This window comes from Prevotella disiens, assembly GCF_900454955.1.
Lineage (GTDB): Bacteria > Bacteroidota > Bacteroidia > Bacteroidales > Bacteroidaceae > Prevotella > Prevotella disiens.
The window spans coordinates 1,137,853-1,153,296 of the sequence record NZ_UGTL01000001.1; the positions used below are offsets into that span (position 1 = coordinate 1,137,853).

Consider the following 15,444-nt stretch of genomic DNA (forward strand, 5'->3'; position numbering starts at 1 on the left):
TGTACCGCCTATTTTTCTTATTTCAAGATGTTGGCAAGTGTAGCCAGCACGGCGGCCATACTTGATGTACTTGAACCGATGGTCATGAGTTCAGCAAGGCTCATCTTAGCGCGCGACTTGCTTGGGACAATGATTTCGCAACCAGGTCGAACCTTAGCATTGTGTCCAACTTTTGCAAGTGTACCATTCATATATAATATATAGGTGCGGCTTTTCTTTGCGTCAGAAGAGAAACCACCTGCTTGGTCAATGTAATAGGCTACGTTTTTACCTTCACGGTAGCTTACTGTGTTTGGATACATTACTGCACCATTGATTTTCACAGTACCATTGTATTGTGGAATGATAATGCGGTCGCCCTCTCGAAGAATAAGGTCAGCATCGCTGCCTGGTGCTGCCAATGCCTTGTCTAATTCAATTCCAACAGGGTAGCTTTCTGGAATTTCAAACTTCTTCAGCAGTGAATCTTGCGTTTGTTGTGAAGCCTGAAGAATGCCTGCTGCATTCGAACTTTTCGCAGCAAGGTCAAGGAAACTCTTGTTTTCCTGTTCCATCTGCATCTTATAAACAGCCTCCATACGCATTTTCTCTATCTTGTTAGGTTTGCGTTCCAATCTTGCTCCTTGTATATAAGCTAAGTCTGTTGCACCACCTGCAGCTTTGAATATGTCTGTCAAGCGAGTGTTGCGACCTGTAAGCGAGTAGTTTCCTTCAAACAGTACTTCACCTTCAATGCTTACATTCTGTTGTTTTGTTGTACCAGGGCTCTTGCGTACAAATACTTGGTCGAAAGGTGCAAGGATAAACCCTGGTTGTCCATCAATGACAAAACCGTCTTTCAAACTGAATGTGAAACTTTGAGCAATGATAGAGTCAGATGCCGTTGCCTGTGGATTCACAAATCTTCTCGAAACATCAACTCTTACCGTAGATGCTGTTTGTTTTAATCCACCTGCCTGCAAAATGAAGTCTTCAAGTGTTTCGTTATCGGCATATTTATACTTGCCAGGGTATTGCACTTCTCCATAAATGGTTAGTATCTGCTCTTCTTGTACGTCGGTTCGCGTCGGCACAAACAGTACGTCCTCATTCTGTAAAGGAATGTCGGCAACCTTTCCAAGTAAAATGCCTTCTACATCTACTGAAACTACTTCCAGTGTGCGGTCTGCTTTCATACGGTGCATTACAGCGTGCGGCCCGAAGGCTACTTCTGTAAGACCTTCTGCTGCTTCTACCAATGCACGTACACTGTTAATCTGTCCGCCTACTTCGTACATACCAGGACGGAATACGGCTCCTTTTATTTCCACCATATTCTCGTAGCGTGGTATAACAGAATCAACGCTGATAGAGTCTTCATCAGAAAGTCTAAAACGGTTCATATCGAACTCGTTTACATTATATATAGAGTATTGGCGACCTGTTTTTCTTCTTACACGAACAGATTTCGTGTAGGCATCGCCAGCAAAACCACCTGCATAGTTGATGAGTGCGCCAAGACTTTCGTTACGCTTCATTTCATAATACATTGGGCGTTTCACCTTGCCACTAACATTTACAAGTACTTCGTAGGCATCAACGGCAATAACGTCATTGTCTGCCAATCGAACGTTGCCCGTTAGTTTCCCACGTTTCAAGAAATCGTAAACATCGACTGTGCTGATAAGACGTCCCTGCCTGTAAACCTTAATATTACGGAGTGTACCAAGGTCGGTGATACCTCCTGCCATATATAATGCATTGAACACGGTTGTGAAAGCTGATAGCGTGTAAGTTCCTGGTGCTTTTACTTCGCCTACCACATTCACCATTATGGTGTGGGTTTGTCCTACTGAAAGTCTAATCTTGGAATTGCTATATCGTTTGCCTAATTTTGCCCTGATTCTTTCATTGGCTTGCTTTACGGTGAGCCCACTCACTTGGATAGGTCCGAAACCGTCTAATGTAACAATTCCATCTGGTGCAACCGTTGTTTCATACGACTTTTGCGATGCTCCATAAATATCGATAAACACAGCATCGCCTGGTCCCAAACGATAGTTTGCAGGGAGTGCCATATTCATATTAGGTTCGAACGACAAGTTCTTGTTGTTGAAAATATTGCGTCCCCAAACTTGTTTCTTCTTTTTCTTCATCTGCTTCACAAGGTTCTTATACATTGTGGCAGTGTCTTGTGGCAACCAATCGTTCATTTCCTCTTGTATTAAAAGGAAATCTCCGTCTTCTTCATCGTATGTGTTTGGGTAATCAGATTCAGAATCCAATCGCTTGTTTGAATATTTGTTGGCTTCATTTTCCGAGTCTTCGTAGTCTTGCATAGTCTTTTTTGCAATCTTCTTTTTGTTCATTCCCGGACGTTGCTGTCCGTTGTTTTTCCTACTTCGCTCGGTATTGCTTTCCTTGCTTGATGCAGCACCTAATGAAGAGTTGCCTTTCTTCATCTTCTCGTATGTATCTCTAACTCTTCTAATTTGAGAAATGTCTACACCGTTTTGCATCAGTTTTGTAACAATCTGTGTCTGCGATGTTCCCTTGTTATGCTCTTTTACAATAAACTCCATAACCTGCGTATCGGTCATACCCGATTGTGCATAAACGCTTAGAGCACTTAGCATAACAAAGAGTAAAAGAATGTATCTTTTCATATTGTTTTAAAATTTCTTTCCCGTTATAATATTAATAAAAGTTTTCGTTACGATTTTGAAGTCAAGCCAAAGCGAACGTTTATCTAAGTATGCGATGTCCATATTGAGACGACGCAACATTTTTTCCATTGTGTCAGTGTATCCATTGTAAAGTGTTGCCTCTGATGTAAGCCCTGGACGCATTTGGTAGAGAATAGGGTAGAGGTCGGTATGCTCCATGATTTTGTCAATGAAGTATTTTCGTTCTGGTCTTGGTCCCACCAACGACATATCACCTTTCAATACGTTCCATAGTTGGGGCAATTCATCTAAGTGATGATTTCTTAAGAATCGCTCTAATTTGGTTGAGTTACAGCCATTTGGCTTCGCTACTAATTGGGGACCTTCTTCTTCTACAACACTACTCATTGTGCGGAATTTGAGAATAATGAATGGGCGTCCTTGGTAGCCTATCCTCTCTTGACGAAAGAAAATTGAACCATTTCCCTGCTTCTTCATGAGCAATAAAATGATAGCAAATATGGGTGAAAGCAGCACTAATCCAATAGCTGCCGTGGTGAAATCAATGGCTCGCTTCAGCCACTTTTGTATTTCGCCCATGGCATCATGATGTTCAGTCGCACTCATTGCTTGTTCGTATGTTGTAATCATCATTGTTTAGGAGTTTTTTAAAGCTCTACTTTGTGGAACTTTGCTGAACAGTACATAGATTTTCAACTATTAACTTCTTTAATAACTCCATTTTGTCAAATTTGTTGCAAAGGTAATGCTTTTTTTCTTAAATAATTGTGATTTTGTTTATCTTTGCAAGAGAAAATTAATCTTATTTTGCGCAAAATCATTCACATAGATATGGACGCCTTCTTTGCTTCGGTTGAGCAAAGAGATGATAAGAGTTTGATAGGTAAACCTTTAGTAGTTTGTCATGACCACCCACGAAGTGTTGTAACAACGGCAAGTTACGAGGCTCGAAAGTATGGAGTTCGGTCAGCTATGCCTTTGTCGCAAGCCTTAAAACGATGTCCTAATTTGTTGATTGTAGCGCCACATTTTGAAAAATATAAGAAAGTTTCAAGGCAGGTTCATGAAATTTTTCATCGTTACACCGATTTGGTAGAACCCATTTCGTTAGATGAAGCGTTCTTAGATGTTTCCGAAAATAGAGCCAATATTGTCTTAGCCAAAGATGTAGCTTTGAAAATTAAAGAAGAAATCTTTGCAGAAACAGGATTGACAGCATCGGCAGGGGTAAGTTATAATAAATTTTTGGCAAAAATCGCCTCTGATTACAGAAAGCCAAATGGTATATTTATCGTTCACCCAGAGAAATCTTTGAATTTTATTGCAGAACTCCCGATTGAAAAATTTTGGGGTGTGGGGCATAAAACTGCCGAAACAATGCATCAAATGGGAATCTTTACAGGTAAGCAATTGCGTCAAGTTTCGTTGGCACATTTAACACAAGTCTTTGGAAAAATGGGCGCAGTGTTTTACAATTTCTCTCGTGGCATTGACGAACGTCCTGTTGAGGCTTATAGAGAACGGAAATCTGTTGGTTGTGAACAAACTTTTATGGAAGATATTACGGGTGAAATAAAAATTTTAATAGAATTGTATCATATTGTAATAGAACTTGTTAAAAGATTAAGTAAAAGTAAATTTGAAGGTAGAACACTCACCCTGAAAATTAAATGGAGTGCAACAAGTCAGATAAGTCGAAGTGTTACTACCGACCATATTCTGCGGTCGAAAGATGATATACTTCCATTGGCTAAAAACTTACTAAAACAGACAGAATATAAGCATCGTCCAATCCGTTTAATAGGCTTATCGGTGAGTGGCGAAATGGAAGGGAAATGGCATGAAGGATTCTTGAATTTTGCAAAGTGAAAAGATGGAACAGATATTGTTTTATATTGCAAGAATATACATTTTATTATTCGGATTGGGTAATATGTATTTCCACAAAAATAATATCTTTTCGAAAATGTTTTTCCATTACTAATCAAACTCTTTTTAGTCGCGCTATGGAACGTTCTTGATAGCGCAATCAAGCGCATTAGATAGCGTTATTGAAAACAAAATGTGTTGTTGTCATGAATTTTATAGCTATTTTTCTAACAAAGTAGCGTATGTATTGTGCAGGAAAAAGTATTGAATTTTAAAACAGCCTATTTTGCAACTCAAAACCCATTGTTTTGAATACAAAAAGCGGCTCTTTTGATTTTTAAAGCACCTATTCACAATCTTTTCGCTATTTATGTAAAATTAAATTTATATGCTATGACGTAATTTGTTTTGCCTAACTGTTGAAAAAATTTCATAATACGAAAGAAAAGTATTAAATTTGCAGAAAAATAAAGAATGCTCTATCAAGTAACTTGTAAGAAATGCGGTGGGAAGTTTAGAATTACAGTAGACAATGTACTGAAGACTGCTTCTGTTTGTCCACATTGTGGGCAGAAACTCGCTATTCTTATTCCAAAGGAACAGGTGAAGCCGAAAGGGGATATAATAGAAGCGGTGCCTGAAAACGTGAAGAAAAAAGCTAACAATCATGTACGAGAAAATGGAGAAACACTGCGCCAAGTTCCTAAAAAGAAACGTGGAAAAGGGCTGAAAATCTTATTTATTATACTGGTTGTAGCCTTGCATGGCTTAGGATTTATGGCTTTTTATTGGTACAGACAAAACGTTCAAGAAACAGAACGTCTTGAACGTCAGCATCATAGAGATTCAGTTGAACAGGTAAGAAAACAAGTTGCTGAGAAAGTTGCAGCAGAAAAATTGCAAGAAAAACGGTGGGAAAAAGTTAGTAACTTTGTGAAATCGTTTTATGAAAATGCCGTACTTTCGGGCGCTGATGTTACCCAATATGAGCAATATTTAACCGATAATTGCCGCCGATTAATCTATGGTAATGATGAAAATGCCTACGATTTGGATAAGCAAACAGCATGGTGGGGATTCTTCGGCACACTATCGGGTTTGGAAAATTCGGAGGAGTTGCTGCGCAATTTGCGTGTTTCTCATTACGAGGACGATTGGTATAAAGTCAGATTATCGCAAAATGGTGAAACAGAGCAACGCCTTATAAGAATTAAACAATTCGGAGGACGATTATTAATTGATAATGTAAGATAAAAAATGGGAATACAATACTTTCAGATAAACTGCAAATATTGTTCGCAACGATTTGGTGTTCAGGCAGAAAACGGAAAAACAGTAAAATGTCAATGTCCGTTTTGTGGGAAAGAAAATATCGTTGCTGCGCCATTAATGTCTACTGAAAATAGTGAACCTGCGCAGAAAGTGAAACCACAAAAAGCGGTGCATGGGAATCAGTTTGGTAGGAAAATGGTGATAGGTTTTCTCATTTTTGTTGGAATTATAATCCTATTGTCCACAATATTATATATTGTCTTTAAGGCAATGTCAAATTAAAAATTTAATAGCAAAAGATAATGAAGCAAACTAAGATTGTATGTTCTATCAGTGATTTTAGATGTGAAGTAGATTTTCTTCGCTCACTGTTTTTTTCAGGAATGAATGTTGTGCGCATGAATACTGCACACGCCACGGAAGAGGGGATAAGAAAAGTAGTAAAAAATACGCGAGCAGTGTCGCCACATATTGCTTTGCTCATCGATACGAAAGGTCCAGAAATTCGTACAACAGCGGTAGCTGAGCCTATAAAATATAAAGCTGGTGATGTCGTGAAAATATTTGGTCGCCCAGATGTGGAAACTACTCGTGAAATGGTCAATCTTTCATATAAAGATATTGCAAAAGATATAAAAATTGGCAATCATCTTTTGTTTGATGATGGGGCTTTGGATATGGAAGTCTTTGAGAGTGAAGGTCCTATGTTATTGACAAAGGTAACCAATGACGGAGAGTTAGGGGCGCATAAAAGTGTAAATGTTCCTGGTGCTCACATTGATTTGCCTGCATTAACCGAAAAGGATAAAAAGAATATTGAGCTTGCAATCGAACTTGATATTGACTTCATTGCCCACTCTTTTGTTCGCTCTGCCGCAGATGTTAAGGCGGTACAAGATATTCTCGATGCACATCATTCGGATATAAAGATTATTTCAAAAATTGAAAACCAAGAGGGTGTTGATAACATTGAAGAAATTATTGATGCTTCTTATGGTATTATGATTGCTCGTGGCGATTTGGGTATTGAGGTTCCTATTGAAAAAATCCCAGGTATCCAACGCAGAATTATCCGTAAATGTATCGCCAAACGCAAGCCTGTAATTGTCGCAACCCAAATGTTGCATACAATGATTAACAACCCACGACCAACTCGTGCTGAGGTTGCCGATATTGCAAATGCAATTTATAGTTACACGGACGCTTTGATGTTGAGTGGTGAAACTGCAAGTGGAAAATATCCTATTGAAGCGTGTCGCACAATGGCAAAAATTGCTGAACGTGCTGAAAAAGATGCGCATAGAGACGGTTTTATTGATATTCCTTTGAACTCAGAAATGGGACAACGTGAATTTTTAGCGAAGAGTGCAATTGAAGCAACTGAACAATTGGGTGTTAAGGGCATTATAACCGATGGTGATACGGGTAAAACTGCAAGAAATTTGGCAGCATTCCGTGGTCCTAACCCTGTACTTGCAATCTGCTATCATGAAAAATTGCAACGTTGGTTAAACTTGAGTTATGGATTAATCCCGATTTATCAGCAACAGCACAAATCAAAGCATGAATTATTTACCGCTGCTTTGCGCATGTTGCGCCAACGTGGTTTTATAAAATCAACCGATAAAATAGCTTATCTTTCAGGTATGAGAGGCAAAGAAGGTGGCACTTCTTTCTTGGAAATAAATACTGTAAGTGCAGTTTTTGCAGATACTTACAAGTTCCATTTGCGTGATGTGGAAAATGAAAATGTAGAAGAAAAATAGTAAAACTTTACGATTAAGACAAATCTTTTATAAGAATGATTTGTCGAATTGAGTAAATAAGGCAATATAAAAAAAGACTTTCTTTTAGGAGAAAGCCTTTTTTTTATGTTGTGAACATCAGAAACGAAAATAGAAAAGTTACTTACTTGATTTTAGTTTTTGATATTCAAAGGAGGCAAAATTATTTCTCAATAGCAATCTTCTGAACGCGACGTTCATGACGACCACCTTCAAATGAAGCCTTAAAGAATGCGTCCATAATATCCTTTGCAGTCTTATTATCTACAAAACGTCCTGGCATTACAAGAACATTAGCATCGTTGTGTTGGCGAATAAGTTGTGCAACTTCTTTGTTCCATGCCAATCCTGCTCTAACTGCTTGGTGTTTATTGAGGGTAATAGCCATACCTTCGCCACTTCCACAGATAGCGATAGCAGGGTAAACTTCATTCTTTTCGACAGCTTCTGCCAGTGGGTGTGCATAATCAGGGTAATCACAACTTAAATCACTGTTGCAACCAAAGTCCTTATAAGGGAGCTTATGTTCTTCGAGATACTGAATAACAAACTGCTTTAATGGGTAGCCAGCGTGGTCGCAGGCAATACCTACTGTTTTAATTTCCATAAGCGTAAAGTATTAAAGAGCCCCACAGGCGTAATGCCTGTGAGGCTTGGTTATTAATTATGCTAAAAATGCTTTAACTTGTTCATATACATTCTGAGCGGTAAAGCCCAGTTTCTCGTCAAGTACCTTGTATGGAGCTGAAAAACCAAAGCTATTCAAACCAAATACAGTACCATTTGCGCCTACTAAACCTTGAAGTGTAATAGGCAAACCAGCGGTTAGACCAAATATTTTGGCATTCTTTGGGAGTATGCTCTCTTGATATTCAGCCGATTGAGTGCGGAATAAGCCTTCAGAAGGTGTGCTAACAATTCTAACTTTTATTCCTTCAGCTTTTAAAAGTTCGGCTCCAGCAATACATGTTGAAACTTCTGAACCGCTTGCCACCATGATAACATCATAATTTTCGTCAGAACCTGCTACGATGTAAGCTCCCTTGTGCGCTTCTTCGTATTTAGTACCTGCGGTAAGGTTGGTTACATTTTGGCGAGACAAAATCATTGCTGTTGGTGTATCAATGTTTTCCATTGCCATTTGCCAACAAATAGTTGTTTCTTCAGCATCAGCAGGGCGGAATACACGTACAGAATCTTTACCAGCGTGGTTTTGAAGTTTCTCCATTAAGCGAATTTGTGCTTCTTGCTCTACTGGCTCGTGTGTAGGACCATCTTCACCAACACGGAAAGCATCATGGCTCCAAATGAATTTAACTGGAACTTGCATCAATGCAGCAAGGCGAACAGCAGGTTTCATGTAGTCAGAGAAAACGAAGAATGTTCCCATTGCGGTAACAACTCCGCCGTGAAGCATCATACCAATGCACATACAAGCCATGGTTAATTCGCTTACACCAGCTTGGAAGAATGCACCAGAGAAATCGCCACGAACGATACTCTTTGTCTTCTTTAAGAAACCATCGGTCTTATCTGAATTAGAAAGGTCGGCAGAAGAACATATCATGTTTGGAACTTGCTCGGCTAAAACGCCTAAACAAGTTGCACTCGCAGCACGAGTTGCTGAGTCGGCCTTTTGATTTACTGCGCTCCAATCAATTTTTGGCGCTTTTTCGCTGAACCATTCTTGATATAATTTTGCCTTTTTAGGGTTAGCTTTCGCCCAAGCGTCTTCTTCAGCATGGCGTTTAGCAACGATTCCTTCCAATTCTTTTAAGCGTTTAGCATAGAGTTCTGCCACTTCTGGGAAAACTTTGAATGGATTGTCCAGGTCGCCACCTAAATTCTTTATTGTATTCGCATAAGCGTTGCCACCTAAAGGCGCTCCGTGAGTTTTAATGCTATGCTCGTAGCTTGAACCATCTTCTTGCAACGCACCCTTACCCATAATGGTTTTACCTATAATAAGGGTAGGACGTTCCTTTTCAGTGAGGGCTTCATCTAATGCTTTACGGATTTCATCAACATCATTACCATTGCAAGTAAGAACATTCCAACCCCATGCTTTATATTTAGCCGCTGTATCTTCGTTCATGACCACTCCACACTCTGTTGAAAGCTGAATGTCGTTAGAGTCGTAGAACATGATAAGGTTGTTAAGACCTAAATTTCCAGCAATGCGACCAACGCCTTGAGAGATTTCTTCTTGGATACCACCATCTGAAATATAGGCGTAAATTTTGTGTTGCATAACCTCTTTGCCTAAGCGTGCTTCGAGGAATTTCTCTGCAACAGCTGCTCCAGCAGCGAAGCTATGTCCTTGTCCTAAAGGACCAGAAGTATTTTCAATACCTCTTTCGATATCTCTTTCAGGATGTCCAGGAGTAGGGGAACCCCATTGACGGAAATCCTTTAATTCGTCTATTGTAAATTTTCCTTGTAAGGCTAATGCTGAATACAACATTGGCGACATGTGTCCAGGGTCAAGAAAGAACCTATCGCGTCCCGCCCATTTTGGTTGTGCTGGGTCGAATATTAAATATTCTGAGAAAAGGACATTAATAAAATCTGCTCCACCCATCGCTCCACCAGGGTGACCTGATTTAGCTTTTTCTACCATGGAGGCAGCAAGGATTCTAATGTTGTCCGCTGCGCGGTTCATAACTTTGTTGTCGTTCATAAAATTTAGATTAATAATATATGTTTATTCTATTTGCAAATATAATAAATTCTTTGGATAGCGCAAAATAAAAGGAGTAATTTTTGTCAATCTTTTTATATTCCACAAAATACAACTTTTGACCTACAAACTTCTATTTCTCCTACTTCTGAATCTTTGGTAATACGAATAGCTGTTTCGTTTTGCTCTGTTTCTATCGCTTTATCGGTATAGAAATGAAGAACTTCACCAATGTGCGATTCTGTGATATAAGCTATCTCTAAACGTTTTACACGTTTTGTCTGAAATATTTTGAGTGGAAATAAGTCGAATATATGCTCGATATATTTTATGGAATTTACATGCCCGTTGATATCAATATCGCAAAATTTGGGTTCTAAAGTTTTTACTAATTGTAAGTTTTCGCTTATTTTTACTCGAGAAAGTTTCTCTATGGGATTAAAATAATCCTTTTCAAGATATTGAGAAATAACTCCATTATTTATCTCTAATATATCAATAGGTTGTCGGGAGTCAGTATCTATCATTGCCCAAATACTTTTCCCATAGCCAAAAATAGTTCCTTCATCATTTGAAATTTTGAAATTGCGACTTGTGAAAAATCGCATAACGCTATCAACCCAAGTTTCAATATTAAATTTTTCGTATATGTAAGGGACTTTTTCTAATTCAATTGCTAATCTACTTAGCACCCACGTTTTATGAATGCTTTGTAGAAAAATTACGCCATAACCTCTATCGTTGCTATGAAAGTCTGCTGTATTCAGAAGGTCATTTCCTAAATTTCCTATAAAAAGATGCTTCGTGAAGTCGCATCTAAAGGGTTCTGCCCTAAAAGGATATTTCCCAATATTTGGAAGTTTGCCCATAATAATAAATTCTAAACAAAAAATCCTCGGCACTTTCGTACCGAGGAATATTATTTATCGTAATTTTAAATTACTCTTTTGCTGTTATTTACTTAACGTAAACTACTGCAAGACGATTAGAAGTTGTACCTTGTACACCCTTACCTGTAGCTTCGTCAACGATTACGCCACGACCTGAGAGGTATTCTGCAACAACCTTAGCACGGTTTTCAGACAATGTTTGGTTGAATGCTGCGTTACCTTCTGGAGATGCTGTACCAACGATTTGTACGTGGCTACCTTCCTTAACATTGTCAAGAGCAGCCTTAGCTTCGTTTGTAAGGTTATACTTAGCTTGAGCGAATGTTACGAATACGAGGTCAGAAACTGTGAATTCCTTAACAGCTGGAACTTCCTTGATAACTTCCTTAGTGATAACTTCTGGCTTGCGGTTACGGAGTTCGTTGATTTGTGCGTTAAGTGCATCAATTTCAGCTTGGTCGCGTGGAGTAACGATTGTGAAGTTGTGTGAACCATTAGAGTTCTTGAACTTGTAAACGATACCTGCATTCAATTGAACCATTGATTTGTTAATGTTGTATTCCATTCCTTCGTAGCCATCACCATTCAATGCATACGTAATAGAAGGTTCAACATATACTTGCCATTGCTTGTCAGAACCAAAGTTGAAAGCAAAGTCAAGACCAGCCTTAGATGTTGCTACATTCAAATTCTTAAAACCTTTGTTGTTGAAAGTGTGACCCCAACCAATGCCATAGATTGCGCTTACTTCGAAATTACGTGGAGTACCTTTGTAACCACCAAACCAATTGCTCAAGTTAATTGTACCGAGCAAAGAAGTGTTGATGAAGCGAACTGCTGTTCCAAAAGATTCGTATGGCTTGTTTGAGAAGTATGCATTGCTTTCAATAGCCAAACCAAATACTGGTGTAAAATAACGACCGATGCGAAGACCTGCGTTAGGGTTGAGGTCGCTCAACCACTTGTGTCCTGTTGTCTTTGTTGCAACACCACCATTAATACCTACATAAATGTTGTCGAAAGTTTTGCTTTCTGCAACAGTTTGTGCTGATACTGAAACTGCCATAGTAGCGGCAGCTAACAATAAACCTAACTTTTTCATTTCTCTGAATTTATTAATACTTAAAAAATAATTACCTATATTTAGTACTGCAAAGTAATAAAAAATTACGCAAATGACCAAATTTTTTTAAAGAAAAATGTACAAAACTGCCATATCGAGGGTGTTTTGTGCCTTTTTTACCCTTTGATTGTGATAAAATCTGTACGAATAAACATTTTTAGTGTTAAAAAAAGAACAACAAACAGGAGGCTTCATAGCATCACTGCTGAAAGCCTCCTTAACAAAATTAGAGAGTTAAAGTGTTCTTTTTGTTTCTGTGATAATATTTTTTCCAATTTCCACAGCTTCTATATTTAGTGGAATCATGCCATGATGGCGTTCAGGAAGGGTTTTATACAGTGCTTTTTGGAGTCCGTCAAGACTTACAATTGGACAAACTTTAAGTAATCCGCCAAGTACAATCATATTGAAAACTTTCGAATTTTTCATTTCTGCAGCTTTGTTCATTGCATCTATTCTATAAGTCTTTATATCTGAACGTGTAGGCGGATTAATTATTCCAAATCCGTCATATATCAAGATTCCACCCGTTTTTACTTTTGGCTCAAATTTTTCAAGTGATGGTTGGTTCAGCACAATAGCTACATCGTACTTGCTAAGAATTGGTGATGAGATGCGTTCATCGCTTATAATGACCGTTACGTTAGCTGTTCCACCACGCTGCTCTGGTCCGTATGCAGGCATCCATGTTACCTCTTTATTTTCCATCAATCCCGAATAGGCAAGAATTTTTCCCATTGAAAGGACACCTTGTCCGCCAAAACCGCTTATTATTATTTCTGTATTCATCTGTAAGTTCCTTTCGTTTTATATTCCCGTTGTATCTTTTAAGTCTCCCTTTTCATAATGTGGGAACATATTTTCACGCATCCATTCGTTGGCTTGTGCTGGTGTAAGTTTCCAACCACTGTTGCAAGTTGCTACAATTTCTATTAAAGCACTGCCTTTTCCTTGCATATTAGCATCAAATGCTTTGCGTATTGCTTTTTTCGCTTTTGTGATAGAGGCAACTGTATCAACGCTTTGTCGTGTAACATAGCAAGTTCCTTCTAATCTACTTGCCAAGTCGGTCATATTAAGCGGATAGCCATGAATTTCAGGATTACGTCCAAAAGGACACGTTGCCGTTTTCTGCCCCAATAATGTTGTTGGTGCCATTTGTCCTCCTGTCATACCATAGATTGCGTTGTTTATGAAAATAATGGTAATATTTTCTCCTCTATTGAGTGCGTGAATGGTCTCAGCTGTACCGATACAAGCCAAATCGCCATCTCCTTGATATGTAAATACAAGTTTGTCAGGCCATAAACGCTTTATACCTGTTGCTACTGCTGGTGCACGTCCGTGAGCTGCTTCTTGCCAATCAATATCCAAATATCGATAAGCGAAAACAGCACAGCCGACAGGACTGACGCCTATCGTTTTGTCTTCCATACCCATATCGGCAATCACTTCTGCAACGAGTTTATGCACGACACCATGCGAACAACCTGGACAATAGTGCATGGTTGTGTCGTTCATTAGTTTGGGTTTTGCGTACACCAGATTTTCTGGTGAAATTATATCATTTGCTGCCATAAGGCAATCCTCCATTTCTATTTTATAAATTTTTGCTTTAACGAATTAACAATTTCTTCTGGGTCAGGGACAATGCCACCTAATCTTCCAAAATGTTCTACTGTTACCGCTCCATTAATAGCTAATCGTACGTCTTGTACCATTTGCCCTGCGTTGATTTCGCTTACCAAAATACCTTTTTTGCCTTGTGCTAATTTTACCAATTCTTTGTTAGGGAAAGGCCAAAGCGTGATTGGTCGGAAAAGACCAACCTTTATTCCTTCTTCTCTTGCTAATGTAATGGCTTTTTCTCCAATACGTGCGGCACTTCCAAAGCTAACGATTATGTAATCGGCGTCTTCACATTGCAATGCTTCGTATCTTGTTTCTGTTTCTTGAATTTGCTTGTATTTTTCTTGTAAATGCAAATTTCGTTGTTCCATCACTTCTGATTGCAATTCAAGCGATGTTATAATATTAGGTTCACGACCACCTTTTCGCCCTGTTGTAGCCCATGGGCATTCCTTTTCAATTTCCTCTTCTGTACGTCGAGGTTTCATTGGTGGCAAAACAACCTTCTCCATCATTTGTCCGATGACACCATCTGAAAGTATCATTGCGGGGTTGCGATATTTAAAAGCTAATTCAAAGGCAATATCAACAAAGTCTGCCATTTCTTGAACAGAGTTAGGTGCTAATACGATAACATTGTAATCACCATTACCTCCTCCTCTTGTAGCTTGAAAATAATCGCTTTGGCTTGGTTGAATAGTACCTAATCCAGGTCCTCCACGTTGTACGTTAATGAAAACTCCTGGTAATTCAGCGCCTGCCATGTAGCTAATACCTTCTTGCATTAGTGCAATACCTGGCGACGAAGACGATGTTAGTACACGTTTTCCTGCGCCAGCCCCACCATAAATCATATTAATTGAGGCTGTTTCGCTCTCGGCTTGTAGTACAACCATTCCTGTGGTTTCCCATGGCTTCAGTTGCGCTAATGTTTCAATAATTTCACTTTGTGGTGTAATCGGATAACCAAAATATCCATCAGTACCACATCTTATGGCAGCATGAGCTATGGCTTCGTTGCCTTTCATCAATTTAATTTCTTGTTCTGCCATTTTGTTATTCCTCCACTTTTTTTCTATAAACCGTAATGCAGCCGTCTGGACAGACCATAGCACAAGCAGCACAACCAATACAAAGTTCTGCGTTGGCAGGCTCTACGAATGGGTATCCGTGGGCATTTACTTTCTTTTGAGCTATGTCTATTACGTTTTTCGGGCATGCTACCTTACACAGTTGGCAACCCTTACATCTATCTGTATTAACGACAATTGCTCCTTTCATCTTACTCATTGTTTTTGTATTTTAAGGATTGTATGCGTCCTTGTTGTAGAAGTTGAATACATCTTCCAACATTTTTTTTGCCTCTAAAGCTGGCGACTCAGGTTCGAGTGCTATGGCTTCTAAGTAACAATTCATTGCTTTACTTAAATCACCTTTTTTCCTATATTCGTTTCCTTGCTGGAAATATTCTTCCGCAGTCATATTCCCCCTTTCTTGTCCGTTTGTTTTATGTTGAAAAAGGTAGGAGAAA

General features: G+C 38.9%; 14 protein-coding genes. 3 read left to right on the plus strand and 11 right to left on the minus strand.

Annotated features, from left to right (window positions below; all coding sequences use genetic code 11):
• Positions 1-17 precede the first annotated feature (17 nt).
• Together DYI03_RS05030 and DYI03_RS05035 are read right to left on the minus strand one after the other, a co-directional pair.
• Entirely contained in the window at positions 18-2,645 is a 2,628-nt protein-coding gene (locus DYI03_RS05030; RefSeq protein WP_021668519.1) for an SLBB domain-containing protein, read from the minus strand.
• 6 nt (positions 2,646-2,651) lie between these two features.
• On the minus strand, positions 2,652-3,272 hold the full coding sequence (locus DYI03_RS05035; RefSeq protein WP_025064420.1) for a sugar transferase: 621 nt from the start codon (positions 3,270-3,272) through the stop codon (positions 2,652-2,654).
• Positions 3,273-3,473: 201 nt separating this feature from the next.
• Here DYI03_RS05035 and dinB point away from each other — a divergent pair, with 201 nt between their 5' ends.
• The 3 genes from dinB to pyk all read left to right on the plus strand — a co-directional run bounded on the left by dinB (position 3,474) and on the right by pyk (position 7,573).
• Complete coding sequence (gene dinB / locus DYI03_RS05040) at positions 3,474-4,535, plus strand: DNA polymerase IV (RefSeq protein ID WP_025064419.1); 1,062 nt, start codon at positions 3,474-3,476, stop codon at positions 4,533-4,535.
• 474 nt (positions 4,536-5,009) lie between these two features.
• Positions 5,010-5,789, plus strand: a complete 780-nt coding sequence (locus DYI03_RS05045; RefSeq protein WP_021668523.1) for a biosynthetic peptidoglycan transglycosylase — start codon at positions 5,010-5,012, stop codon at positions 5,787-5,789.
• 320 nt (positions 5,790-6,109) lie between these two features.
• Positions 6,110-7,573: a pyruvate kinase gene (pyk, locus tag DYI03_RS05055; protein ID WP_021668524.1), complete on the plus strand. Its 1,464-nt coding sequence runs from the start codon at positions 6,110-6,112 to the stop codon at positions 7,571-7,573.
• Between the two features lie 181 nt (positions 7,574-7,754).
• On the opposite strand, the gene DYI03_RS05060 is transcribed toward pyk, so the two are convergent.
• The 9 genes from DYI03_RS05060 to DYI03_RS05100 all read right to left on the minus strand — a co-directional run bounded on the left by DYI03_RS05060 (position 7,755) and on the right by DYI03_RS05100 (position 15,395).
• Positions 7,755-8,198, minus strand: coding sequence for an RpiB/LacA/LacB family sugar-phosphate isomerase (locus tag DYI03_RS05060; RefSeq protein ID WP_021668525.1), 444 nt, complete (start codon positions 8,196-8,198; stop codon positions 7,755-7,757).
• A gap of 57 nt (positions 8,199-8,255) precedes the next feature.
• Positions 8,256-10,271: a transketolase family protein gene (locus tag DYI03_RS05065; RefSeq protein WP_021668526.1), complete on the minus strand. Its 2,016-nt coding sequence runs from the start codon at positions 10,269-10,271 to the stop codon at positions 8,256-8,258.
• A 95-nt stretch (positions 10,272-10,366) separates the two neighbouring features.
• Positions 10,367-11,140, minus strand: a complete 774-nt coding sequence (locus tag DYI03_RS05070) for an acyl-[acyl-carrier-protein] thioesterase (RefSeq protein ID WP_021668527.1) — start codon at positions 11,138-11,140, stop codon at positions 10,367-10,369.
• An 88-nt stretch (positions 11,141-11,228) separates the two neighbouring features.
• Positions 11,229-12,263 carry an OmpA family protein gene (locus tag DYI03_RS05075; protein ID WP_004357350.1) on the minus strand — a complete coding sequence of 345 codons (1,035 nt, stop codon included), beginning with the start codon at positions 12,261-12,263 and terminating at the stop codon, positions 11,229-11,231.
• A gap of 255 nt (positions 12,264-12,518) precedes the next feature.
• Entirely contained in the window at positions 12,519-13,073 is a 555-nt protein-coding gene (locus DYI03_RS05080; protein WP_004357520.1) for a 2-oxoacid:acceptor oxidoreductase family protein, read from the minus strand.
• 18 nt (positions 13,074-13,091) lie between these two features.
• Positions 13,092-13,862: a thiamine pyrophosphate-dependent enzyme gene (locus DYI03_RS05085; RefSeq protein WP_025064418.1), complete on the minus strand. Its 771-nt coding sequence runs from the start codon at positions 13,860-13,862 to the stop codon at positions 13,092-13,094.
• A gap of 17 nt (positions 13,863-13,879) precedes the next feature.
• Complete coding sequence (locus DYI03_RS05090) at positions 13,880-14,965, minus strand: 3-methyl-2-oxobutanoate dehydrogenase subunit VorB (RefSeq protein WP_021668529.1); 1,086 nt, start codon at positions 14,963-14,965, stop codon at positions 13,880-13,882.
• A gap of 4 nt (positions 14,966-14,969) precedes the next feature.
• A complete protein-coding gene (locus DYI03_RS05095; RefSeq protein ID WP_021668530.1) occupies positions 14,970-15,203 on the minus strand; it encodes a 4Fe-4S dicluster domain-containing protein in 234 nt (77 codons plus the stop codon).
• A gap of 12 nt (positions 15,204-15,215) precedes the next feature.
• Complete coding sequence (locus DYI03_RS05100) at positions 15,216-15,395, minus strand: tetratricopeptide repeat protein (RefSeq protein WP_021668531.1); 180 nt, start codon at positions 15,393-15,395, stop codon at positions 15,216-15,218.
• Positions 15,396-15,444: the final 49 nt, after the last annotated feature.

What these genes read in the sequence shown, in the direction of transcription:
- DYI03_RS05030 (WP_021668519.1), bottom strand. Translation starts at nt 2,645, where the DNA reads ATGAAAAGATACATTCTTTTACTCTTTGTTATGCTAAGTGCTCTAAGC.
- DYI03_RS05035 (WP_025064420.1), bottom strand. Translation starts at nt 3,272, where the DNA reads ATGAGTGCGACTGAACATCATGATGCCATGGGCGAAATACAAAAGTGG.
- DYI03_RS05045 (WP_021668523.1), top strand. Translation starts at nt 5,010, where the DNA reads ATGCTCTATCAAGTAACTTGTAAGAAATGCGGTGGGAAGTTTAGAATT.
- pyk (WP_021668524.1), top strand. Translation starts at nt 6,110, where the DNA reads ATGAAGCAAACTAAGATTGTATGTTCTATCAGTGATTTTAGATGTGAA.
- DYI03_RS05060 (WP_021668525.1), bottom strand. Translation starts at nt 8,198, where the DNA reads ATGGAAATTAAAACAGTAGGTATTGCCTGCGACCACGCTGGCTACCCA.
- DYI03_RS05065 (WP_021668526.1), bottom strand. Translation starts at nt 10,271, where the DNA reads ATGAACGACAACAAAGTTATGAACCGCGCAGCGGACAACATTAGAATC.
- DYI03_RS05070 (WP_021668527.1), bottom strand. Translation starts at nt 11,140, where the DNA reads ATGGGCAAACTTCCAAATATTGGGAAATATCCTTTTAGGGCAGAACCC.
- DYI03_RS05075 (WP_004357350.1), bottom strand. Translation starts at nt 12,263, where the DNA reads ATGAAAAAGTTAGGTTTATTGTTAGCTGCCGCTACTATGGCAGTTTCA.
- DYI03_RS05080 (WP_004357520.1), bottom strand. Translation starts at nt 13,073, where the DNA reads ATGAATACAGAAATAATAATAAGCGGTTTTGGCGGACAAGGTGTCCTT.
- DYI03_RS05085 (WP_025064418.1), bottom strand. Translation starts at nt 13,862, where the DNA reads ATGGCAGCAAATGATATAATTTCACCAGAAAATCTGGTGTACGCAAAA.
- DYI03_RS05090 (WP_021668529.1), bottom strand. Translation starts at nt 14,965, where the DNA reads ATGGCAGAACAAGAAATTAAATTGATGAAAGGCAACGAAGCCATAGCT.
- DYI03_RS05095 (WP_021668530.1), bottom strand. Translation starts at nt 15,203, where the DNA reads ATGAGTAAGATGAAAGGAGCAATTGTCGTTAATACAGATAGATGTAAG.
- DYI03_RS05100 (WP_021668531.1), bottom strand. Translation starts at nt 15,395, where the DNA reads ATGACTGCGGAAGAATATTTCCAGCAAGGAAACGAATATAGGAAAAAA.